Source organism: Phreatobacter sp. GW821-FHT04C01, assembly GCF_059420385.1.
In genome coordinates this window covers 441,789-464,070 of record NZ_JBWKTP010000005.1, presented here as the reverse complement: position 1 = coordinate 464,070, position 22,282 = coordinate 441,789, and the positions used below count along the sequence as shown (strand labels likewise).

Genomic DNA, 22,282 nt, shown 5'->3' with positions numbered 1-22,282 from the left:
CGTTGATCTCGGCCGAAGCCCCGCACGCGGCCAGTCCTGCGCCGACCGGCAGCGCGAACACCCGGCCGCGCGCTTTGATGCGGGCTCTCGGACCGGCCGGCCGGGCCGGCGATACCCCAGGTCATCAGGGCCGCCGCTCCGTCACGGGAGCCGTATCGTTTCAGCCCACCCGCGCCCTATACTGGCTCCGCGGCAATGATCTCCGCGGGACGCGTTTCCGTCTCGGGCTCCTTGATACGGAACCAGGCGACATAGAGCGCCGGCAGGAACAGGAGCGTCAGCACCGTCCCGACGATGATGCCGCCCATCATCGCATAGGCCATCGGTCCCCAGAACACCTCCCGGGCGATCGGGATCAGCGCCAGGCTGGCCGCCGCGGCGGTCAGCATGATCGGGCGCATGCGGTGTTCGGTCGCCTCCATCACCGCTTCCCAGGGTGGCCGGCCTTCCGCCCTGAGCTCCTCGATCTGAACGATCAGGATCACCGAATTGCGGATCAGGATGCCGATCAGCGCGAGAACGCCGAGGATGGCGACGAAACCGAGGGGCGCGCCGCTCGGCAGCAGGGCCGCGACCACGCCGATGAGCGCCAGCGGCGCCACCGCGACCACCAGGAACAGGCGTTGGAAGCTCTGCAGCTGGATCATCAGGATGGTCAGCATGATGAACAGCATCATCGGCACGACCGCGGCGATCGGCGCCTGGCTTTCGGCGCTTGCTTCCACGCTGCCGCCGACCACGACCTTGTAGCCGGCCGGCAGTTTCGCCCGGAAGGCCTGGATCGTGCGGTCGAGTTCCTTCACCACCGTATCGGGCTGGACGTCGTCGACGATGCCGGCCTTGATGGTAATGGTCGGCTGGCGGGCACGGCGCCAGACCACCGGCTGCTCGAGCGTGTAGCGGAACGAGGCAATGGCCGCGAGCGGCACCGACTGGCCGCCGGCGGCGGGCAGTTGCAGGTTCTGCAGCGTATCGATCGAGCCGCGCTCGTCGGCTCGCGCCCGCGCCAGCACGTCGATCAGATAGACGTCGTCGCGGACCTGGGTGACGGCGGTGCCGCCGACGATGCCGGCCAGTGCCCCGGCGATATCCTGCGAGGTGACGCCGAGCTGGCGCGCCTTGTCCTGGAGCACTTCGACCTTGACCACGCGCGCCGGCTCGTTCCAGTCGAAGGTGATGTCGCCGAGATGGCGATTGGAACTCATGGCGCTGGCGAGGCTCACGGCGAGCGTTCGCACGGACTGGATGTCGGGACCACTCAGGCGATATTGCACAGGCCGGCCGACCGGCGGACCGATGTCGAGCAATTTCACGAATGAGTCGGTGCCGACAAAGGTCTTCTTCAGGTAGTCCTGCAGTTTGACGCGCAGCCGGTCGCGGGCCGCCAGGCTCTTGGTGACGATGATGGTCTGGCCGAAGGATGGGTCGGCCGGCTGCACGTCGAACGACAGCACGAAGCGCATCGCACCCTGGCCGACATAACTCGACCAGCGCTCGATATCGGCATTGCCGGCCAGCATGTCCCGCTCGAACCGTGCCATCTGGGCATCGGTCTCGGCAATCGAGGAGTTTTGCGGCAGATTCCAGTCGACGATCAGCTCCGGCCGGTCGGAGGCCGGGAAGAACTGCTGCTGGACGAAGCGCATGCCGAAGACCGAGAGCAGGAAGACCAGCACGGTGACGGCGATGGTGATCCAGCGAAAGCGCATGCAGGCGGTGAGCATGCCGGCAAAGATCCTCTCGAACCGGCCCTTCTGGTCGTGATGCCGCTTCATCGTGGCGGGCAGGATGGCGACGCCGAGCAGCGGCGCAAACAGCACCGCGACGACCCAGGAGACGACGAGCGATACGGCGATGACCACGAACAGCGTGAAGGTGAACTCGCCGGCGTTGGAATTGTTGAGACCGATCGGGATGAAGCCGGCGACCGTCACCAGGGTGCCGGTCAGCATCGGAAAGGCCGTCGACGTATAGACATAGGTCGCGGCCTTTCGCAGCGTATCACCGGCCTCCAGCCGGGCCACCATCATCTCGACCGCGATCATGGCATCGTCGACCAGCAGGCCGAGCGCGATGATCAACGCGCCGAGCGAGATGCGCTGCAACGAGATGCCGAGATAGGCCATGACCAGGAAGGTGATGGCGAGCACGAGCGGGATCGACAGCGCCACCACGAAGCCGGCGCGGAAGCCCAGGCTGATGAAGCTGACCGCCAGCACGATGGCGACCGCCTCGAACAAGGCACGGGTGAAGCCGGAGACCGCCTCGTCGACCACCTTGGGCTGGTCGGAGACCAGGTGGACGCCGACACCGATCGGCAGGTCGGCCTGGATCCGGCGCATCTCCACTTCCAGCGCCTTGCCGAATTCGAGCAGGTTCGAACCCGGTTTCATGCCGATGGCAAGTGCGATCGCCGGCTGGCCGTCGAAGCGGAACAATGACGTCGGCGGATCCTGGTAGCCACGGGTGATGGTGGCGACGTCGCTCAGCCGGAAGAACTTGCCGTTCACCTGCAGGTTGATCGTTTGCAGGCTCTCTTCCGAGGCGAACTGGCCGCTGACCCGGATGCTGACGCGCTCGGGCCCGGCCTGGATCACGCCCGAGGGCGTGATCGCGTTCTGCGCCCGCAAGGTGGCGAGAATCGCCTGCTGGTCGAGACCGAGAGCGGCCACCTGGCGGGTCGAAAATTCGAGGAAGATCACCTCGTTCTGGGCGCCGACGACATCGACCCGGCCGACATTGGGCACGGTCAGGACCGCGGTGCGGGCATTTTCGACATAGTCGCGCAACTGACGCTGGGTCAGTCCGTCGGAGGTGAACGCATAGATATTGCCGTAGACGTCGCCGAACCGGTCATTGAACGCCGGGCCGACGACGCCCTGCGGGAACTGGCCCCTGATGTCGCCGATCATGTTGCGCACCTGCAACCAGATGCCCGGAACGTCGCGGCCTTTGGTCGTGGCCTTGAGGTTGACGAAGATCAGCGTCTGCCCGGGTGTCGTGGTCGAGCGCGTGTAGTCGAGGCTGTCCAGCTCCTCGAGTTTCTTCTCGATGCGCTCGGTGACCTGGCGGGTCGTTTCCTCCACGGAGGCGCCCGGCCACTGCGCCGAGATCGTCATGGTCTTGATGGTGAAGGAGGGGTCCTCCTCGCGGCCGAGGCTCAGATAGGAGAACAGCCCGGCCACCATGAAGACCAGCATGAAATACCAGACCAGCGAGGAGTGGTTCAGCGCCCAGTCGGAGAGGTTGAATTTTTTCACGCGCGCGGTCCCTCTTCGATGCGCACCTTCTGGCCGGCGGTCAGGCTGTTGACCCCGGCGGTGACCACGCGGGCGCCGGTTTCCAGCCCGCCGGTAACCGCGATCGTCTGCTCGTTGCTTCGGCCGAGCTTCACTTCGCGCAATGCCACGCTGCTGGTTGCGGGATCGACGATCCAGACCATCGTCTTGCCGTCGCGCTCCAGCAGCGCCGAGCGTGGCAGCTCGATTTGCGGCTGCGCCTTGGCCGTTACGGTGGCGGTCACGGTGGTGCCGAGCCGGAACGGCACCGGTGGATCGTCGAGCGCGATCCTGATCTTGAGCGTCCGGGTGGCCTGGTCGGCCTGCGGCGCGATCTCGCGGACCGCGCCCTTCACCCGGAGCGCCGGGTTGATCTGTAGCGTCACTTCGAACGGCGTGCCGATCTTCAGCTGGTCGCCGACCCATTCGGGAATATCGACGACGGCGTCGCGCAGGTCGGGCCGGGCCACCGTCACCACCGGCACGCCGGGCGATACCACCTGGCCGACCTCGGCGCCGACCGCCGTGACCACGCCGTCATATTCCGCCCTGATCTGGGCATAGGCGAGTTGTTCCTGGGCCTTTGCCAAGCTGGCCTCGGCCCGCGTCGCCGATGCCTGGGCCGCTTCGAGCGCCTGCTGCGCGCTTTCGTATGTCGCTTCGCTGGCCGTCCGCGTTTCCAGCAGGCTGCGCTGCCTCGCCTCGGTCGACTGGGCGTTGGCGAACTGGGCCTGGGCGCTGTTGAGATTGGCCTGCGCCGCGCGGACCGCCAGCTCGAGTTGCGTGGGATCGACGGCCGAGAGCAACTGGCCTTTGGTGACGAGGTCGCCGACCCGGACATCGCGGGCGATGATGCGGCCGAGCACCCGGAAGCTGAGATCGGTACGCACTTGCGGCTGAACCGTACCTGCGACCGTCAGGCTCTGCTCCGAACGGGCCTGAGCAATGATCGAGAGGACCGGTCTGACCGGTGCCGGCTCGGCCGCCTCCCGGTTCTGGCAGCCGGCAACAGCAAGCAGGAGCATTGGCAGCGCGGCGCGGGCGAGCAATCGGTTCCGGCGCAATTTCATCGGGGCGCTCCATTCGTGCCGCTCTGGATCATGGCGACGACCTCGTCGGGCCGGAGCAGCTTTGTGCCATCGGTCACCACCAGGTCTCCGGCCCTGAGCCCGGTCGAGATGACGACCTTGCCGGTCTGGTAGGCAAGCACGGTCACCGGCCTGAGCGCGACCACCTTCGAGGCCGCGTCGACCACATAGACCGCTGGCCGGCCGCCGTCGGAGGCCAGCGCGCTCCAGGGCAGGATCACGGCGTGCCGCGGCTTGAGCCGGGCGGTGCCGGAGACCGCGGCCCCGAGCGTCATGGCGCTGGGCGTGTCGTTGACTGTGATGGTCACCCTCACGGTGCCGGTCCTGGCATCGACCGTCGGCGAGATCTCGCGGACCGTACCGGTGGTGCTGACATTGGGGTCGCTGACCAGGGCGAGGCTGACGCGCGCGTCCTCGGGCTGTTGGAAGAAGATCGACTCATAGACCTGGAACACCGCGTCGCGCGGACCATCCTGGGCGAGCGTGAACATTGCCTGCGCTGCCTGCGCGACCTGGCCGACTTCGGCACTGCGGGCGGTGATGATGCCTGCGGCCCCCGCTCTCAGGCCGGTATAGGACAGCGCCTCCTCAGCGGTCGCGAGCTGTGCCCGGGCTGCATCGAGCGAGCCTTGGGCGGTTCTGAGCGCGGCTTCCGCCTGGTCGTGGTCCCGGCGCGTGGTGAAACCCTGGCCGAGCAAGGTTTTCTGTCGCTCGAAAGCCGAGGACGTCTGGCGCACCTGTGCCTCCGCCGCGCGGACGCTGGCCTGCGCCGCATCGACGTCGGCCTGCTGCTCCTGGGGATCGAGCCTGGCAAGGATCTGGTCGGCGGTCACATGGGCGCCGACATCGACATTGCGTTCGGTGATCCGGCCGGAGACCCGAAACGACAGATCGGCCTGGAAGCGTGCCCTGATCTCGCCGGTCAGGCTGACCGCCGGAGCGTAGTCCGTGAATACCACCGCCTCCACCTTGACCTGCGCGGCGGGTCTTGCCGGTTCGACCGCGCGATCCTGGCAGGCTCCGACCGTCGAGCCGAGGCCGAGGGCCAGGACGAGCCTCCCTATCACTGCGCGTCGCATCGCCGTCTCCTCCCAAATCCGACCTGCGCCATCGGCGCGGACCGTCCGATCCGATGCACCAGGCGGCGCGTCGAATTCGCTTCCGTGCCGTTTCGCAACGATAGGGCAGGCTACCGCCCCTCATGGCCCAGGCTCATGCTAGAGCGCGGGCGCATCGGCCGGAAGGGGGCGCGTCATCGGGCAAATCACGATGGGGAGAGATGCGAGCGCGCTATTGGCGCCGCTCGGTAGACGAGGGCTGCTGATCCTGGGAACGATCCACTCGGGTTCGGGAGCCGGCATGTGCGGCTCTCCCATGCAAGGCGAGGCGCACATGCCGGAGCGGGCCAGCCTGCCGTCGCTACTCCCCGTCAGTTCGCGGCGCCGGCGCGGAACCGCGCGACGAAATGGTCGAGGTCTGCCCGCTCCAGGTCCGATACGGCCCAGTAGGCGAAGGCGCCATCGGTCCAATGGGTCATGATCAGGCCACCGGCGGCAAGCGGCCGCGCGGTCGGCATTGCCGCTTCACGCGGCGACCGTGGGATCGCCAGCAGCGTGATCAGATGTTCGCCCCGGCGATAAACCAGCGCGGGAATCGGCTGATCGGCGATGACGTCGACGCGGCCGCCGACAAGCACGAAGCCGTCGCCGCTGAGGTCCGTGGCGGGTGGAGAAATACCCAGCTTGGCATCGAGCCATGGCTTCACCCGGTGGCGGTCGGAGGAAACGAGGTCGACCGGGCTGGTGGCCAGCAGCGCGCGGCGATGGCTGGTGGCAACCGCTTCGGCCACCACCAGGCCGGGGTCGGGCCTGAGCGCCAGATAGGTCGCGCCGCCGGCGAGGACGGCGGCGACGATGATCGAGGCGGCAAGGGCCCGCCAGTCGAAAGACCACGGCTTCGGGCCCGCCGCCGCCGCGGCCGGTTGGCCAAGGGCCATCATCCGGGCCTCGAAACCTGCCGGCACGGTCGGGCGGGGCAGGCCACCGATCATCCGTTTCAAGGCGACAATCCGCTCATACTCCGCCTTGAGCGCGGGATCCGTGGCGAAGCGGCGCTCCAGTGCGAGCGTGGTCGCGGCATCGAGTTCGCCGTCGGCAAGCGCCTGGATCATCAGGCGATGGTCACCCGGATCGGGAGCCATGGGGTCGGGCTCTGTCATGTCGATCGCTCGAGTTCGGCAAGCACCAGGCCGCGGGCTCGCGACAGGCGCGACATGACGGTGCCGATGGGAATGGACAGCATGGCCGCGATCTCCCGATAACTCAGCTCGTTGATATCGCGCAGCACCAGCACCTCGCGAAAGGGCTGCGGCAGGCCGGCAATCGCCGTTTCCACCGCCGCCGCCTCCGCCTTGGCGATCAGGCTGGCTTCCGGCCCGTCGGCCAGGCTCCGGAGCATGGCGTCGGCCTGAGGTGTGGTCTGTTCGAGTGCCTCGGCCGTGCCGACCAGGACGAGGCTTTTCGGCCGGTTTCTGGCAAGCCAGGTGAAGGCCGCGTTGCGCACGATGGCGAGCAGCCAGGCCTTGGGACTGCCGCCGGCATAACCGTCGATGCCGGCGAGCGCCTTGATGCAGGCCTCCTGCACGACGTCCTCGGCGTCATGGCCATTGCCGGTCAGCCAGCGGGCAAGCGCCAGGGCATCGCCGAGATGGGGCAGCACCACGTCGCGAAATCGGGCGCGCGACAGCTCGCTCATCAGGCTCGCGCCACCTTATCGCTCTTGGCTCACGGCTCGACCACGATCATGCCCTGCATATGCGGGTGGAGACTGCAATAATAGGCGAAAATCCCCGGCGTCGTGAATGTGAAGGCATATTTGCCGCCGGTATCGAGGGCCGGTGACCGAAACGCACCGTTGCTGGCCACCACCGTGTGGGGGCTATCGTCGGCATTGTCGAAGATCACGGTGGTGCCGGTCTTCACGGTGAGGCTTTTGGGCGCGAAGGCGAAGTTGTCGATGGTGATGTGGGTGTCGGCGGCTGCCGAAAGCGGCATGGGCGCCATGGCGAGGCTGAGGCTCGCGAGAGCCGTTGCGGCGAAAAGTGCGGGGCGGGTCATGCGCTGTTCCTCATTGGCCGGAAAGTGTCGTGTCGACGATCGCCAGCCGCTCCTGACCGCGGGTGACCGATACGCGGGTGATCCCGAGCAGATTGCGCAATTCGCCCGGCGCGACGACCAGAGGGCCGGGCGACGGGGCGGTTCCGGGAGCCGGTTGCGGGAAGGCGGTCGAGCGCGCCGTGTGGAAGGTGACGTTGCCTTCCACCTTCTGCATGATCTGGTGGATATGGCCATTGAGCACGGTGACCGAGCCGAACCGTCGGAGCAGAGCCAGCACCTGCGCGCCGTCGTCGGTGCCCCAGCCCCATTCCGCGCTGACCGTCCAGAGCGGGATATGGGCAAACACTACGATCGGGGTTGAAGCGCTGACGCCTTTCAGGTCATCGGCGAGCCAGGCGAGCTGGTCGGGGCCGAGAATGCCGAGACCGCCGGCCCTGAGATTGACGACATTGACCAGGCCGATGAAATGCACGCCGTTCTGGTCGAGGGAATACCAGCCGGCGCCCCTGGCGCCCCGGCCATAGCGGTCGAGATAGGCCTTGCCGTTGCTTTCGTCGATGACGTCGTGCTCGCCCGGGACGTAATGGACGTCCAGGCCGGCGCTGCCGATGATGCGGGCGGCGTCGTCGAATTCCGCAGGCTTCGACAGATGGGTGATGTCGCCGGTATGGATCATGAAAGCCGGCTTGGCCGGCAGGCCCCTGACCTTGTCGATGGCCTCCTGCAACGTGTCGATGGCATGCGGGTTTGCCGCCTTGTCGAACCCGATATGGCTGTCGGAGATCTGCAGGAAGGTGAAGCCGGCCGAGGCGGCCTCGGCCGCCTCGGCGCGATCCAGCAGGCTGAGTGAGCGCGGCACGCCGCCGGCCACCGTCCAGAGAATGCCGGTTCCCGCCCAGATCATGCATTCCAGCGCGTGGCGGCGGGTCTGCCCGTCGTCGTGATGGCCGTGGTGATCGTTTGCGCTCATCTCGCCCTCCCGGACCGCCGATCGGCGGCGTGCAGGGAGGAGACCTGATCGGGCGCAGCCTTATTCCCGCGCCGGAGGCTGCCGGACTTCACACTGGCGTGATCCGGCGGCGCGACCTGTCGGGATCCGGCATTTTGCTGTGACAAGGCCGGCAAGCCGGCCATGCCCGAGACGAGGCAATCCCAGAGCATGCAGTCCAGGGCATGGCGGCAGGCCCGCCGCTCTTTCTCATGATCGTCGTGACGGCGTGTTTTCATCGGATGCTCCTCGAACGCCTGATTGCGGCGTGCGAGGAACAGACTCGTCGGGCCGTGCAGCTATTCCCGAGGTTTGCTTGCCATGGCTTCACGCTTGCGTGCGTCGGCCGGCGCGCCCGGCCACCAGATTCACCCCGCCCTTGAGGCGATCGCCCTGGCGCGTGCGAGCAATGCCTCCGCCCTTTGCACGATCGGGATGTCGATCATCTTGCCGTCGATGGCGAAGGAGCCTCGGCCTTCCGCGGCTGCCTGCCGATCGAGCGTCACGATGCGTTCGGCCTCGGCCACCTCCTTGGCCGAGGGGCTGAAACCGGCATTGAGGATCGGCACCAGGGACGGGTGAATGCAGGCCGAGCCGACAAAGCCGAAATCGGCGGAGCGGCGGACGATACGCGTATAACCTTCGATGTCGGCGAAATCGGCCACCGAGCCGATGGTGCCGAGCGGCAGGATGCCGGCGGCGGTGGCGGCCTGGATGATCTGCTGCTTGGGCATCAGCATGGTCTCTTCCGAAGGCTTGGCGCCGATGGCGGTGGCATAGTCCTCGGCGCCGAGCGAGATGCCGGCGAGCCTGGGCGTGGAGCGCGCGATCTCATGGGCGCGGGCCAGCGGCCCCGGTGCCTCGATCAGCCCGATGAACCAGATCTTGCCGAGCGGCAGTCCGCGCGCTTGTTCGAGCCGTGTGACCATCTCGTCGAGCAGCCGGAGATGTTCCGGCCCCTCGACCTTGGTGATCTTGATGGCGTCAACGCCGGCGATGACGGCAGCCTCGAGATCACGTACGGCCAGTTCCAGCGGCTGGTTGATGCGCACCATCACGTCGGAACGGCCCTGCGCCCGGAAGCGCGCGACGATGCCAGGCACCAGCGCGCGCGCCGCCTCCTTCTGCGCCAGCGGAATGCTGTCCTCGAGATCGATGATCAGCGCATCGGCGCCGCGCTCGGTCGCCTTGGCGACGAAGCGTTCGACATTGGCGGGCACGAACAGCGCCGAGCGCCAGATGGGGAATTTGGAACCGGTGGTCATGCCGTCTTCTCCTTGGCGAGGCCCGACGCGAGCGCCGCCTCGATCTCCGCCTGGCTGAGCCCGGCCTCTTTCAGGATGTCGCGGGTGTGTTGGCCGAGCTTCGGCGCCGGGGCGCGAATGCTGCCGGGCGTCGCGGAAAGCCGGGCCGGCACGGCGTGCATCGGAAAGCTGCCCATGTCCTCGTCGGGATAGTCGGCCAGAAGCGCGCGGTCGCGCACGTGCCGGTCCTGCATGAAACGGACGATGTCGTTGACCGGCCCGATGGTGACTTCCTCGGCTTCGAAGAAGGCGACGTTCTCGTCGACGGTGCGGGCACCGACGAAGTCGCCGATGATGCGGTCGAGTTCCTCGACATGCACGAGCCGCTGTTCATTGGTCTTGAAGCGCGGATCCTCGCAGAGCTCGGCGCGGCCGATCGAGCGCAGCACACGCATGGCCATGCCCTGGGTCGAGGCGGAGAGACAGACCCAGCCGCCGTCCTTGGCCCGATAGACGTTGCGCGGCACCGAGCCGGTCGAGCGGCTGCCGCTGCGCGGCTTCAGCTTGCCGGTCAGCCGGTAATTGGCCGCCTGCGGCCCGAGCGAATTGAAGATCGGGTCGAGCAGCGGCAGGTCGATCACCTGGCCGCGGCCGCCGTTGACCTCTACTTCGCGCAGCGCCGCCATGGCGGCGAAGGCGCCGGTAAGGCCGGACAAGGCGTCGGCGAGATACATCGGTGGCAGCACCGGCTCGCGGTCGGCGAAGCCATTCATCTCGGCAAAGCCGGAAAAGCCCTCGACCAGCGTGCCGAAGCCGGGGCGGCGGTGATAGGGGCCGGTCTGGCCCCAGCCGGAAATGCGCACGATCACCAGTTTCGGTTCGAGCTCGAGCAGTTCATCCGGGCCGAGGCCCATCTGCTCCAGGGTGCCCGGCCGGAAGCTCTCGATCAGCATGGCCGCGCCCGGCACCAGCCGGCGGATCAGCGGCACGGCCTCGTCATGGCGGAACTCCACGCAGAGGCTGCGCTTGTTGCGCGAATGGACCTTCCAGGTGGTCTCGACATTGTTGATGCGCCAGCCGCGCAAGGTGTCGCCCTCGCGCGGTTCGACCTTGATCACGTCGGCACCGAAATCGGCGAGATGCTGGGTCAAGAGGTTGCCTGCGACCAGCCGCGACAGGTCGACCACGCGCAGGCCGCTCAGCGGGCCACGAACGCCGGGGGTGTAATCGGCCTGCGGCAGGCCGGCGCCGGCCTTGCTGTCAGAGGGATTTGGCATGCGCTTGTCCTGGGAAAAGAAGGCCGCCGGAAACCGGCAGCCAGAGGCTGAGTTCGGTGGCGCCGGTCGCGTCCGCCGTTTCGATGCGCAGGGGACTTCCGCCGAGGTCGAGGCCGATCTGCCAGCGCCCGCCGACATAGGCGTGGCTGGTGACGCGCGCCCGGATCACCGAGCCGCCGGGGTCGGCAGGGCCTTCGGGCACGACGCGCATGTGCTCTGGACGGAAGGCGAGGGTGACCTTGTCCCCCTTGGCCGCTTGCCGCTCGGTGGCGATGGCGATGCGCTGACCGCCGGGCAAGGTCACGGTGGTTTCTCCGCCCTGCGCAGCTTCGGCAACCTCGCCCGCGAGGAAATTGGTCGTGCCGATGAAGTCGGCGACGAAACCGTCGGCGGGCCGTTGATAGATCTCCTGAGGCGTGCCGATCTGCGCGATGCGGCCGCCATTCATCACCACGATGCGATCGGAAAGCGCCAGCGCCTCGACCTGGTCATGGGTGACATAGATGGTGGTGAGCCCGAGCCGAGTGCGCAGTTCGCCGAGCCAGGTGCGCGCGCGGTCGCGCAGCTTGGCGTCGAGGTTCGACAGCGGCTCGTCGAGCAGCAGGATTTCCGGGCTGTAGACCAGGGTCCGGGCGAGCGCCACACGCTGCTGCTGGCCACCGGACAATTCGTGCGGATAACGGGCCTGGAAGCGCTCCATCTCGACCAGCGCCAGGGCCTCCTCTACCCGCCGCTTGCGCTCGGGGCCGGAAACTTTGCGCAGTGTGAGCGGGAAGACGACATTGTCGTAGACGGTCATGTGCGGCCAGAGCGCGTAGCTCTGGAACACCAGGCCGCAATTGCGCGCCTCGGGGGGCAGAAAGATGCCGCGCTCGCCGTCGAAATAGGTCGTCCTGCCCACCGTGATGCGGCCGCCGGTCGGCTGGTCCAGGCCGGCAATGGCACCGAGCGTGGTCGACTTGCCGCAGCCCGACGGGCCGAGCAGCGTGACGAATTCGCCATCCGCCACCGTCAGGTTGACGTCGTCGACCGCGCGGACGGAGCCGAAATGCTTGTTCAGGTTCTCGATCGTCAGTTCAGCCATGAAGGCGCACTCCGAATACCGCGCGTGCCAGGGTGACGCAGGTGCCGATGACCACGACCTGGATGGTTGCCAGTGCGGCCACCAGGCCGACTTCGCCCTGCGTCCAGGCCTGCAGCAAGGTGGTGCCGATCACCTCGCTGCCTGGCGCGAACAGGAAGATCGCGGTGGTGTATTCCTTGAAGAAAGTGATGAAGAGGATGGTGAAACAGGCGACCAGCGCCGGCCGCATCAAGGGCAGCACGATGCGCCGGCTCGTCGTCCACCAGTCGGCGCCCTGGACGCGCGCCGCGCGGTCGAGATCCGGGCTCATCTGCATCAGCATCGGCGCGACCGCGCCGAGCCCGACCGGGATGTAGTGCATGGTGAAGGCGATGATCAGGATCCAGATGGTGTTGCGCATGCCGCCGAGCCCCGGCAGCAGGGCGAAGGCGTAGAAGAAGCCGATGCCCGCAACGACACCGGGCACGGCGCGCGGAAACAGCGCCACGTAATGCAGCGCGCCGCGCCAGCGGAACTCCGAGCGCAACACGATGACGGCGATCAGCGCGATCAGCGCCGTTGCGATGATCCCGCCGAGCGCGCTGATCAGAAACGAGTTCCAGATCGAGCGCGGATAGACCGGATATTCGAACATGTTGGCGAAGTTCGCCGTCGTCAGCACGTCGGCGAGCGGCACCATGGGCGACAGCAGGCTGGTGAAGGCGCGCAACAGCAGGGCACCGATCGGGGCGATCACGGTCGCGGCGATATAGACCGCCGAAACGGCGAAGAGCGGCCAGCGCAGCCGGTCGAGCCGGAACGGCCGGGGGCGGGTCGCCTTGCCGCCGAGCGTGACGAAGCGGCGGGTATTGCCGAGCAGGCGGCCCTGCAGCCAGACCAGCACGCAGACCACCGCCAGCATCAGCACGGCGGCGGTCGCCACCAGGCCATGGTCCGGCCGGGCCGAGGCGACGCCATTGTTGTAAAGGAAGGTGGTCAGCACGGTGATACCGGCCGGATCGCCGAACACCAGCGGAATCGCCAGGAGTTCCAGGCCGACGGTGAAGTTCAGCACCGCGCTATAGGCGATCGCCGGCATGAGCAGGGGCAAGGTGATGCGGCGCAAGGTGCGAAACGTGCCGGCGCCGGCGACGCGTGCCGCCTCCTCCAGCGAAGGGTCGGTGATGGTCGCCGACGACATGCAATAGATATAGGCGACCGGAGCCTGCGAGACGCCGGCGATCATCGCCATGCCCGGCAGGGAATAGAGGTCCCAGGGCGCGCCGCCGAGCCAGTCCTGGGCGAGCAGGGTCAGATAGCCGGCGGGCCCGTAGATCGTGTACCAGCCGAACGACAGGACCAGCGCCGAGAGATAGATCGGCCAGAGGAACAGCTCACCAAAAACGCGGGCGCCGGGCATGTCGGTACGGCCGAACAGCACGGCGGCCAATGTGCCCAGGGTTTGCGAGATCAGCGTGGTGAGACCGGCGAAGACGAAGGTGTTCCAGATCACCAGGCCGAAGCCTTGCGTCCCGAACAGCCGGCCGAAATTGGCCAGCGTGAACGACTGTCCGGGGTCATAGAGCGCGCGGTCGAGCAGCGACTGGTAGAGCACCGGCAGGAGCGGGGCCGCGACCAGCACGACGGTCAGCAGCGCCAGTCCGTACTGGATCGTCGTGTCGCGACCTGCCTTCGGTTTCGGAAGCGCATCCGGCGTGGCGTGGTGGGCAAGGGTCACGCCGTCACCGGATGTTGAAGGTTTGCTTCCAACGCGCCAGGAACGCGTCGTAATCCTTCAAGGCATCGGCATCGTAGCCGACATAGATCATGTTCTGCTCGCCGACGATCTCGGCGATCGAGGAATAGGTGTGGCGGATGCCGTCACCGGGCTTGATGCCCGGACGGGCCGGCGTCAGGCCGCCGCGCCCAAAGGCGCGCTGGCCCTCCTCCGAGATGATGAAATCGAGCATCAGCTTGGCCGCATTGATGTTCTTCGAGCCCTTGGGGATGGCCACGCCGCGCAGCACCATGGGCTGGCCGTCGGCGATGAAGCTCCAGCCGAGGATGCGGGCGCGCGCCGGGTCGGCGAGCCTCGGCCAGAAGGTGATCGCCGAGACGAACCAGCCGGTGGCATATTCGCCGGCGGTGACCTTCTCGGTCATCGGCCCGCCCGAGCGCTCGAAGCGCGGCTGCAGCTTGGCGAGTTCGGCAAACCAGGCCCAGGCTTTCTCGCCATGCTTCTTCACGAAGGCATAGTTGATGCCGTAGCCGAAGGTCGTCTGGTGTGCGCCATAGCTGGTGATCTTGTTGCGCCAGGTCCGCTCGTTGGACGCGGCGAGCGTGAGGAACTCGGCGAAGCTCTTCGGGCGTTTGCCGTCCGGCACCAGCGTGTTGTTCCAGATGAAGGCCATCGGGTCCGACGACACGGTGTAGAGACCGGCAAAGGGCTTCGCCCAATCCGGCCAGGCCTTGGCCTCGGGGGAGGCATAGTCGAGGATCTCCCCGCGCGCCTGGAAGTCGATCCAGCCGCCCGGATCGGCGGTGGCGATCAGGTCGGCGGTTCGACTGTTGGTCGAGCGCTCGGCGAGATAGCGCTCGAAGCTTTCGCGTGAGGCCGGCAGGTCGAGCGTCTCGACCTTGATCTTCGGGTAGAGCTTGTTGAACGCCTCGATCACCGGTCGCCAGTTTTCCGGAGACATGATCGAATAGATCAGCAGGCTGCCTTCGCGTTCCGCCTGGGCAATCGTGTCGCGGTAACTCTCCGGATAGCCGGCCGGCGCAGCTTGCGCGCGTGCCGCGGGAATGCCGAGGGCGCCCACCAGGGACAGTGCGAGAACTTCTCTGCGGTCGATCGTCGGCATCGTGCATTTCCTCCCGGATTCGCGTTTTGTCTTTTTTGCGCATATATTGGCGCCAATTTGGGCGCCGTACTTTGGGCTGTCAAGTCGGAAGAATCGCGGGCAGATGGGCGCCGGGCTGCAGAGGAAATGGGGGACGCATGACTGCGGGCAGGCAGGAGCAAAAGCGCCACCTGGCGGCAGAGATGGCGGCGGCGATCCGCGACGGCGCCTACCGCCCGGGCGAATGGCTGCGCCAGATCGACCTGGAAGAGCGCTTCCACGCCAAGCGCTTCGATGTGCGCAGCGCGCTGAGCGAACTGGCCGTGCGCGGTACGGTCGAGCACGTCGTCAATCGCGGCTATCGGGTCGCGGTACCCGACATGACGGCCATCAGGGAGATCCTGGCGATCCGCATCCTCGTCGAGACCGCGGCGGCGCGCGAGGCGCTGCCCAAGATCGGTCCGGCCGAGCTGGCGCGGATCAAGGCCACGCAGCAGGCCTTCGAGACGGCCATTGCGCATGGCAGCCGGGTCGACCAGGCCCGGACCAATGCCGATTTCCATGATGCCATCTATGGCTGCGCGTCGAACCGGACGCTCGGCGAGCTGACCACGGAAATGCGCAATCGCTCGATTCGCTGGCCCATCGCGCTATGGCCGTCCCATGCCTCGCTGGAGAAGAGTGCCGCCGATCACCGCACCATCGTGGCGGCGATCGAGGCTCGCGATATCGACGCGCTGGTGGCTGCCGTGCGCCAGCACATCAGCGGTTCGGGGGCCAATTATCCGAGCGGTGAGACGGGGCTCGGCTGACCATCGCGCGCCGGTGGCTCACGGGCGGCCGAATGTCCGCGCATGAGCGGCGCCTATGCGAAACAATCAGACAAGAAACAGGCCGCCGATGGTGCGAAAGGCACCGTATTGCCGCCCCAAATCCTTGTTTGTTAGGGCCGCGACAGACATGCACGGAGCCGTCATGGCAAACGTCCTTCACCGCGCGCTCGCCGCCGTCATGGCGAGCAGCGGCAAGCTTGCCGCCCAGGTCGTTATCTCGGTCGCCGCGACCGTCTGCGCGACGGTCGTCGTGCCGCAGCTGCTGCCGCGCTTCGGCCTGACCATGGCGCCCGCCCGGGTCGTCGTGCCGCTGGCGCCGCCGACCGCCGATCTCGACGCGGCCTTTGTCCGGCCGGCGGCTCCGCCGCTGGAGGATATCGGCAAGGCGACCTCCGAACCAGCGCGGGCGGCGACCCTGCCGGCCAATATCGCGGTGGAAACGGCCGCAAGCGTTCAGCCCGCGGCGGCGGCGCGTGGCTGCGGCCAGCGCTGCGAGGTTCGCCGGACCGGCACGCAGGCGTCGGTGGCGCCCATGCCGGTGCCGATGCCGATGCCGCCGCCGCGGCCCGCCGCGCCGCTCGAGCTCGCGGCGATGATGACGCTCCAGCCGCCCGTCGCGGAAGCGCCGCGCCACCGGCTGTTCGGCCTGCAATTGCCGCAACTGCCGTTCGAGGACAAGGTCGTCCAGTCCGTGACATCGGCGCGTAACGCGGTCTCGCGGCTGTTCGAATAGGTTTCGCCAAGCGAGGGACCTGGGAGGTCCTGGTCGGGCCGGCCGATGTCCTTGCGGTCGTGGTGGCGTCGGCTCGGGCCCGGCCGGCGCGACGGGGCTTCACCATGAATGCTTCTCGCCGCGGTCGCCGCCATCTTTGCCAGGCTGGCTGTCGATTGCCCTGCAGCGCGCGTCAGGCCGCAGCAAGCCGGACCGGTTCATAGCGATGGCGGCGTCCCGAAGGTCGGGCTGCCGGCCCGTCCATGGACGGCCCGGCTCCGACCCCCGGCAAGGAGATGTGGCTTGCGCGTCCTTCTGGTTGAAGATGAACGGCGCATTGTCGCCGATATCAGCAAGGCGCTGTCAGGCGCTGGCTTCGTCGTCGAAGTCTGTGCCGATGGCGAAAACGGCTGGTTCCGTGGCGCGCATGAGAGTTTCGACGTGGTGGTGCTCGATCTCGGCCTGCCGCGGCTTGATGGCATCAGCGTTTTGCGCCGCTGGCGACAGGCCGGGCTTGGCATGCCGGTCCTGCTGCTGACCGCCCGGGACGGCTGGCGGGAAAAGGTCCTGGGCATCGATGCCGGCGCCGATGACCATGTGTCCAAGCCATTCCACATGGAGGAGCTGGTGGCGCGCGTCCGTGCCCTGGCACGCCGTGCCACGGGACACGCGTCGGCTATTCTTTCGGCGGGGCCGCTCGAGATCGATACGCGCAGCAAGGCGGTCACGGTGAATGGCAGCGCCGTCGCCGTTTCCCCGCTCGAATATCGGCTGTTGAGCTATCTCCTGCACCAGGGCGGGCGGGTGGTGTCGCAGGGCGAAATTCGCGAACATATCTACAGCGATGATAAAGATAACGATTCCAATGCCATAGAAGTTCTGATCGCGCGGCTGAGGCGCAAGCTCGACATGCCGGTGATCAAGACCGTGCGCGGCCACGGCTATGTCGTCGAGGCTGATGTCGGGAGCGCCGCGTGAGGCGTCTGCTGGAGCTGCGGGCCTCAGCTTTCAGAAGCCTGACGGCATGCGTCAGGCAAGGGCAAAGCCGGATCGCTTAGAACAAGCATGTGATTTCACAGCAAGTTCCGCCGCTCGCAGCCATGCTGCGGGCGGCGGAGTAGCGAGTCTCGGCGCAGGCCGGGCTCCCATGATCCTCAAGGTTTCGCCGATGGCCCGCCGTCAATTCCCCCTGTTTGGCGCGCCCAGCGTGCCGTTGGTCTTGGCCGGCACCCTGCTGCTGGCGCTGGCCGCCGGTTATTTCGCGTTGGGCGACATGGTTCCGGAGGGACGCGCCAATACGCTGTCGGCGTCGCTGCTCGATCGCCTGGGAGTTGGCGGGCGGCCGAGCGCGGAGACGCCGCCGCCGTCGACCGGCAAGGGCGACGGCTCGATTGCGCTGTCGAACAACGAGCGGCGCAACATCGTGATCGAACCGGTTTCGCTGAAGCCGTTCCGTCCGCAGTTCACCACCGAAGGCAAGATCGCCACCGATGAGGATCGGGCGACCCCGGTGCTTTCGCCCTATGCCGGCAAGGTCGTTCGCATTCTCGTCAAGCCCGGCGACATCGTGCAGCAGGGCCAGGTGCTCTGCACGATCGAGGCGACCGACATGGTGGCCGCCCAGAACGACTATGTGGCCGCCGTATCCGGGCTGGAAAAGGCCCGTACCGCGTTGCGGCTTGCCGACATCAACGAACGGCGCCAGCGCGATCTCTATAACGGCCGCGCGGCGACCTTGCGCGACTTCGAACAGGCGCAGGCCGACCAGAAGGGCGCACAGGCCGATGAACGCGCCGCGGTGGCGGCGCTCAGAGCGGTGGAAAACCGGCTGCGCATCCTGGGCAAGACCGAGGCCGATCTCAACCAGTTGCGCGAGCGCGGCACGATCAATTCCGAGACCCCGATCGTCGCGCCGATCGGCGGCCTCATCGCCCAGCGCAAGGTCGGCCCTGGCCAGTTCGTCCAGGGGTCGGGCGGCGACGCCTTGTTCCTGGTCGACGATACCTCGTCGGTCTGGCTGCAGGCTTTCGTGCGCGAAGGCGACAGCCCGGCGGTGGATATCGGCGACGAGATCGAATTCCGGGTGCTGGCCCGTCCCGACCAGACTTTCCGCGCCGCCATCAGCCATGTCAGTCCTCTGTTCGACCCGGCGACGCGCCGGCTGGTGGTGCGCGCTTCCGTGCCCAACGCGCGCGGCATCCTGAAGCGCGAGATGTTCGCCACCGTCACCATCTTCACCGAGCAGGCGACCGACTGGCCGGCCGTGCCGCGGCGAGCCGTGATCCGCCAGGGCGAGCGCGCCCATGTCTGGCTGGTGTCGGGCGAAGGCCGCGTGGCGTTGCGCGAGATCAAGACCGGGATGATTCAGAGCGGTTTCATCCAGGTCACCGAGGGCCTGGCCGCCGGCGATCAAGTGGTGGTGCAGGGCAGCCTGTTCCTCGATCAGATGGCATCGGACGCCCGCTGAGCCGCGGCTTGTCGATCATGAGCGGGGACTATCCGTGAACGCGATCATTTCTTTTTCACTCGACCGCCGCGTCCTGGTGGCGCTCGCCTTCGTGCTGGTGCTTGCCGGTGGCGTGGTCGCATTCACCCGGCTGAACATCGAAGCCTATCCGGATCCGGTGCCGCCGCTCGTCGATGTCATCACGCAATCGGCCGGGCTCTCGGCGGAGGAGATCGAGCGCTACATCACCATTCCCATCGAAAACCAGATGGCCGGCCTGCCCAATCTCAAGGTGATGCGCACGACTTCGGTGTTCGGCCTGTCGGATGTCAAGCTGCAGTTCACCTATGACTATACCTATGATCAGGCGCTGCAGCAGGTTTTGAACCGGCTCGGCCAGATTCCCGCCCTGCCGGGCGGTGCCCAGCCGCAGATTTCGCCGGTCAGCCCGATCGGCGAAATCTTCCGCTATCGCGTCGTTGGTCCTCCAGGCTATTCGCTGACCGACCTGAAGACCATCCAGGACTGGATCCTGTCCCGGCGGTTCAAGTCGGTGCCCGGCGTCGTCGACGTCACCGGCTGGGGCGGCACCACCAAGACCTATGAGGTCACGGTCGATTTTCAGAAGCTGATCGCCTCGGGCCTGACCCTTACCCAGGTGATGCAGGCGCTGCAGAACGCCAATATCAATGTCGGCGGCAATACCATCGAGATCGGGCCACAGGCGGGCGTGGTGCGTGGCGTCGGCCTGATCCGCTCGATCGAGGACATTTCCGGCACGCTGATCACCCAGTCGAACGGCACTCCGGTGCGTGTTCGCGACATCGCGACCGTCACGATCGGCCACCTTCCACGGCTTGGCATCGCCGGCATGAACGACGTCGACGACGTGGTTCAGGGCATCGTGCTGATGCGCCGCGGCGAAAAGAGCATGCCGACGCTGCAGCGGGTGGAGGCGGAGGTTCAAAGGATCAATGCCGGCGGCGTGCTGCCGGCGGGGGTCAAGATCGAGCGCCTTTACGACCGCAAGGAACTGATCGACATCACCACCCATACGGTGTTGCACAGTCTCCTGTTCGGTGTGCTCTTCGTGTTCCTGGTGCAATGGGTGTTCCTCGGCAATTTCAGGAGCGCGGTGGTGGTCGCCGCCACCATTCCCTTCGCGCTGTTCACCGCCGTGATCGTCATGGTGATGATGGGGGAATCGGCCAATCTCCTGTCGGTCGGTGCGCTCGATTTCGGCCTGATCGTCGACGCCACCGTCATCATGGTCGAAAACATCTTCCGGCATCTCGCCGAGCGTAGCAGCGGCCATGGCCGCTTCAAGCCGGACGAAGAGGGGCATGACGACTTCGTCTCGACCGTGCTCGGCGCGGCCAAGGAGGTGATCGGGCCGATCTTCTTCTCCTCCGCCATCATCATTACCGGCTTCCTGCCGCTGTTCATGCTGAGCGGCGTCGAGGGCCACATCTTCTCGCCCATGGCCAAGACCTATGCCTATGCGCTCGCCGGCGGCCTGTTCGCCACCTTCACGGTGACGCCGGCGCTCTCGGCGATCCTGCTCCGGGGCAGGCTCGACGAGACCGAGACGATCGCGGTGCGGGTCATCCGGCGCGTCTATGAACCGCTGCTGGCGCTGGCGATCCAACGGCGCCTTGTGGTCATGCTTCTGGCGCTCTTCATGCTCGCCGGCACCGGCATGGTGCTGCGCTCGCTCGGGCTCGAGTTCCTGCCCAAGCTCGAGGAAGGCAATATGTGGGTGCGCGCGACCTTCCACCCGACGATTTCGCTGCAGGAGGGCAATGGCTACGTCAACCGGATGCGCCGGGTGATCGCCGAATTCCCCGAGGTCCAGACGGCCATTTCCCAGCAGGGTCGGCCTGACGACGGTACCGATGTCGCCGGCTTCAACAATGCCGAAGTCTTCGTGCCGCTGAAGCCGCAGACCGAATGGCGGGCCGGACTGACCAAGGAAAAGCTGATCGAAGAGATCAATGCCCGGCTGACCGAGGAACTGCCCGGCGTCGCCTTCAACTTCTCGCAATATCTGGAAGACAATGTCGCGGAAGCCGCATCCGGCGTGAAGGGCGAGAACTCGATCAAGGTCTTCGGCAACGACCTTGTCGAATTGACCCGCACGGCGACGCTGATCCGGGACGCCATTCGCGATGTGCCGGGCGTGCGCGATCTCGCCGTGTTCAACACGCTGGGGCAGCCGACCGTCGAGATCGAGGTCGATCGCGAGAAGGCCGGCCGCTTCGGCTTGCAGCCCGGCGACATCAACACCGCGATCAAGACCGCGATCGCCGGCGACACACCGGGCGATCTCTATGAGCGGGGCTCCGACCGGCATTTCCCGATCATGGTCAGGCTCGCCGAAAAATACCGCGCCAGCCCCGAGGCGATCGGCGAATTGCGCATCGGCGTACCCGACGGCAATGGCGGCGTCGCCCAGATCCCGCTGCGCGAGGTCGCGACCGTGCGGCTCGTCGCCGGCCCCTCCTACATTTATCGCGAGGGCCAGCAGCGCTACGTGCCGATCAAGTTCTCGGTGCGTGGCCGCGATCTCGGCAGCACGGTGCTGGAGGCCCAGGCGCGGGTCGCCGATCAGGTGAGCCTGCCGTTCGGCTCACGGCTCGAATGGGTCGGTGAATTCGGCAATCTGCAGGACGCGGTGGCGCGTCTGAAGGTGATCGTGCCGATCACGCTGCTGCTGATCGCTCTCCTGCTTTATGCCCATTTCGCCTCCTTCACCGATACGCTGCTGGCGTTGAGTGTCATCCCCATGGCGCTGGTCGGCGGCATCCTGGCGCTGGCGGTGACCGGCACGCCCTTTGGCGTTTCGGCGGCGATCGGCTTCATCGCCCTGTTCGGCATCGCCGTCATGGAGGGCATCCTGGTCATCGTCTACTACAACAGCATGATCGAGCTCGGCCGGGCACGTTTCGACGCCATTTCCGAGGCTTGCAGGGTGCGTATGCGCCCGGTGCTGATGACCTGCGTGGCCGCTTGCGTCGGCCTTCTGCCGGCGGCCATGTCGACCGGCATCGGCAGCCAGGTGCAGCGGCCGCTGGCTTTCGTGGTGGTCGGCGGCATTGTGGTGGCGCCGGTGCTCATCCTGCTGGTGCTGCCGGCGTTGATCGCCACCTTCTCGCGGCGCCAGCCGGCGCCGACGCGTCAGCCCCGGGTGGTCCCGGCTGAATAGCCGCGGTCGCGGCGCCGCGAGGTCATCGCGCGGCGTCGCCCGGCCGGCCATTTTTGCAGAAGACGAGGCCTGCCTCTTGCGCTACCGATAGCGGCTTCGTGCCGGCCCGGGGCTATCATGCCGTGGACGCCGGCTATTGGAGCGCAACGATCAAGCCGGGCGGCAGAACCCGGCGACCACGGCAGGATGGAC

Annotated in this window: 18 protein-coding genes; 5 read left to right on the top strand and 13 right to left on the bottom strand. The window is 66.9% G+C overall.

Annotated features, from left to right (window positions below; genetic code table 11):
* Positions 1-176 precede the first annotated feature (176 nt).
* From AC07WJ_RS21535 to AC07WJ_RS21475, 13 genes are all read right to left on the bottom strand, one after another.
* On the bottom strand, positions 177-3,260 hold the full coding sequence (locus tag AC07WJ_RS21535) for an efflux RND transporter permease subunit (protein WP_494936691.1): 3,084 nt from the start codon (positions 3,258-3,260) through the stop codon (positions 177-179).
* Positions 3,257-4,348: an efflux RND transporter periplasmic adaptor subunit gene (locus tag AC07WJ_RS21530; RefSeq protein ID WP_494936690.1), complete on the bottom strand. Its 1,092-nt coding sequence runs from the start codon at positions 4,346-4,348 to the stop codon at positions 3,257-3,259. Before AC07WJ_RS21530 ends, AC07WJ_RS21535 begins: the two co-directional genes overlap by 4 nt.
* Positions 4,345-5,445, bottom strand: coding sequence for an efflux RND transporter periplasmic adaptor subunit (locus AC07WJ_RS21525; protein ID WP_494936689.1), 1,101 nt, complete (start codon positions 5,443-5,445; stop codon positions 4,345-4,347). Before AC07WJ_RS21525 ends, AC07WJ_RS21530 begins: the two co-directional genes overlap by 4 nt.
* 350 nt (positions 5,446-5,795) lie before the next feature.
* Complete coding sequence (locus tag AC07WJ_RS21520) at positions 5,796-6,584, bottom strand: anti-sigma factor family protein (RefSeq protein WP_494936688.1); 789 nt, start codon at positions 6,582-6,584, stop codon at positions 5,796-5,798.
* Positions 6,581-7,120, bottom strand: a complete 540-nt coding sequence (locus AC07WJ_RS21515; protein WP_494936687.1) for a sigma-70 family RNA polymerase sigma factor — start codon at positions 7,118-7,120, stop codon at positions 6,581-6,583. Before AC07WJ_RS21515 ends, AC07WJ_RS21520 begins: the two co-directional genes overlap by 4 nt.
* A gap of 29 nt (positions 7,121-7,149) precedes the next feature.
* Entirely contained in the window at positions 7,150-7,482 is a 333-nt protein-coding gene (locus AC07WJ_RS21510) for a cupredoxin domain-containing protein (RefSeq protein WP_494936686.1), read from the bottom strand.
* Between the two features lie 10 nt (positions 7,483-7,492).
* Positions 7,493-8,452: a metallophosphoesterase family protein gene (locus AC07WJ_RS21505; protein ID WP_494936685.1), complete on the bottom strand. Its 960-nt coding sequence runs from the start codon at positions 8,450-8,452 to the stop codon at positions 7,493-7,495.
* Positions 8,449-8,709: a hypothetical protein gene (locus AC07WJ_RS21500; protein ID WP_494936684.1), complete on the bottom strand. Its 261-nt coding sequence runs from the start codon at positions 8,707-8,709 to the stop codon at positions 8,449-8,451. The genes AC07WJ_RS21505 and AC07WJ_RS21500 overlap by 4 nt, the downstream gene beginning before the upstream one ends.
* A gap of 129 nt (positions 8,710-8,838) precedes the next feature.
* Complete coding sequence (locus AC07WJ_RS21495; RefSeq protein ID WP_494936683.1) at positions 8,839-9,735, bottom strand: HpcH/HpaI aldolase/citrate lyase family protein; 897 nt, start codon at positions 9,733-9,735, stop codon at positions 8,839-8,841.
* Complete coding sequence (locus AC07WJ_RS21490) at positions 9,732-10,991, bottom strand: CaiB/BaiF CoA transferase family protein (RefSeq protein ID WP_494936682.1); 1,260 nt, start codon at positions 10,989-10,991, stop codon at positions 9,732-9,734. Before AC07WJ_RS21490 ends, AC07WJ_RS21495 begins: the two co-directional genes overlap by 4 nt.
* Complete coding sequence (locus tag AC07WJ_RS21485) at positions 10,975-12,075, bottom strand: ABC transporter ATP-binding protein (protein ID WP_494936681.1); 1,101 nt, start codon at positions 12,073-12,075, stop codon at positions 10,975-10,977. Before AC07WJ_RS21485 ends, AC07WJ_RS21490 begins: the two co-directional genes overlap by 17 nt.
* Entirely contained in the window at positions 12,068-13,792 is a 1,725-nt protein-coding gene (locus AC07WJ_RS21480) for an ABC transporter permease (protein WP_494936680.1), read from the bottom strand. Before AC07WJ_RS21480 ends, AC07WJ_RS21485 begins: the two co-directional genes overlap by 8 nt.
* A gap of 4 nt (positions 13,793-13,796) precedes the next feature.
* The gene (locus tag AC07WJ_RS21475) at positions 13,797-14,915 is read right to left on the bottom strand and encodes an ABC transporter substrate-binding protein (RefSeq protein WP_494936679.1); all 1,119 of its coding nucleotides are present in this window, start codon (positions 14,913-14,915) and stop codon (positions 13,797-13,799) included.
* A gap of 137 nt (positions 14,916-15,052) precedes the next feature.
* On the opposite strand from AC07WJ_RS21475, the gene AC07WJ_RS21470 reads away from it, so the two are divergent.
* From AC07WJ_RS21470 to AC07WJ_RS21450, 5 genes are all read left to right on the top strand, one after another.
* On the top strand, positions 15,053-15,706 hold the full coding sequence (locus tag AC07WJ_RS21470; RefSeq protein WP_494936678.1) for a GntR family transcriptional regulator: 654 nt from the start codon (positions 15,053-15,055) through the stop codon (positions 15,704-15,706).
* A 163-nt stretch (positions 15,707-15,869) separates the two neighbouring features.
* Positions 15,870-16,460 carry a hypothetical protein gene (locus AC07WJ_RS21465; protein ID WP_494936677.1) on the top strand — a complete coding sequence of 197 codons (591 nt, stop codon included), beginning with the start codon at positions 15,870-15,872 and terminating at the stop codon, positions 16,458-16,460.
* A gap of 282 nt (positions 16,461-16,742) precedes the next feature.
* Complete coding sequence (locus AC07WJ_RS21460) at positions 16,743-17,417, top strand: response regulator transcription factor (RefSeq protein ID WP_494936676.1); 675 nt, start codon at positions 16,743-16,745, stop codon at positions 17,415-17,417.
* Positions 17,418-17,463: 46 nt separating this feature from the next.
* Positions 17,464-18,906: an efflux RND transporter periplasmic adaptor subunit gene (locus tag AC07WJ_RS21455; RefSeq protein WP_494936675.1), complete on the top strand. Its 1,443-nt coding sequence runs from the start codon at positions 17,464-17,466 to the stop codon at positions 18,904-18,906.
* Between the two features lie 34 nt (positions 18,907-18,940).
* Entirely contained in the window at positions 18,941-22,090 is a 3,150-nt protein-coding gene (locus AC07WJ_RS21450) for an efflux RND transporter permease subunit (RefSeq protein ID WP_494936674.1), read from the top strand.
* The last annotated feature ends 192 nt before the right edge of the window (positions 22,091-22,282 follow it).

What these genes read in the sequence shown, in the direction of transcription:
- AC07WJ_RS21520 (WP_494936688.1), bottom strand. Translation starts at nt 6,584, where the DNA reads ATGACAGAGCCCGACCCCATGGCTCCCGATCCGGGTGACCATCGCCTG.
- AC07WJ_RS21485 (WP_494936681.1), bottom strand. Translation starts at nt 12,075, where the DNA reads ATGGCTGAACTGACGATCGAGAACCTGAACAAGCATTTCGGCTCCGTC.
- AC07WJ_RS21495 (WP_494936683.1), bottom strand. Translation starts at nt 9,735, where the DNA reads ATGACCACCGGTTCCAAATTCCCCATCTGGCGCTCGGCGCTGTTCGTG.
- AC07WJ_RS21465 (WP_494936677.1), top strand. Translation starts at nt 15,870, where the DNA reads ATGGCAAACGTCCTTCACCGCGCGCTCGCCGCCGTCATGGCGAGCAGC.
- AC07WJ_RS21510 (WP_494936686.1), bottom strand. Translation starts at nt 7,482, where the DNA reads ATGACCCGCCCCGCACTTTTCGCCGCAACGGCTCTCGCGAGCCTCAGC.
- AC07WJ_RS21455 (WP_494936675.1), top strand. Translation starts at nt 17,464, where the DNA reads ATGCGTCAGGCAAGGGCAAAGCCGGATCGCTTAGAACAAGCATGTGAT.
- AC07WJ_RS21490 (WP_494936682.1), bottom strand. Translation starts at nt 10,991, where the DNA reads ATGCCAAATCCCTCTGACAGCAAGGCCGGCGCCGGCCTGCCGCAGGCC.
- AC07WJ_RS21470 (WP_494936678.1), top strand. Translation starts at nt 15,053, where the DNA reads ATGACTGCGGGCAGGCAGGAGCAAAAGCGCCACCTGGCGGCAGAGATG.
- AC07WJ_RS21500 (WP_494936684.1), bottom strand. Translation starts at nt 8,709, where the DNA reads ATGAAAACACGCCGTCACGACGATCATGAGAAAGAGCGGCGGGCCTGC.
- AC07WJ_RS21505 (WP_494936685.1), bottom strand. Translation starts at nt 8,452, where the DNA reads ATGAGCGCAAACGATCACCACGGCCATCACGACGACGGGCAGACCCGC.
- AC07WJ_RS21475 (WP_494936679.1), bottom strand. Translation starts at nt 14,915, where the DNA reads ATGCCGACGATCGACCGCAGAGAAGTTCTCGCACTGTCCCTGGTGGGC.
- AC07WJ_RS21530 (WP_494936690.1), bottom strand. Translation starts at nt 4,348, where the DNA reads ATGAAATTGCGCCGGAACCGATTGCTCGCCCGCGCCGCGCTGCCAATG.
- AC07WJ_RS21525 (WP_494936689.1), bottom strand. Translation starts at nt 5,445, where the DNA reads ATGCGACGCGCAGTGATAGGGAGGCTCGTCCTGGCCCTCGGCCTCGGC.
- AC07WJ_RS21515 (WP_494936687.1), bottom strand. Translation starts at nt 7,120, where the DNA reads ATGAGCGAGCTGTCGCGCGCCCGATTTCGCGACGTGGTGCTGCCCCAT.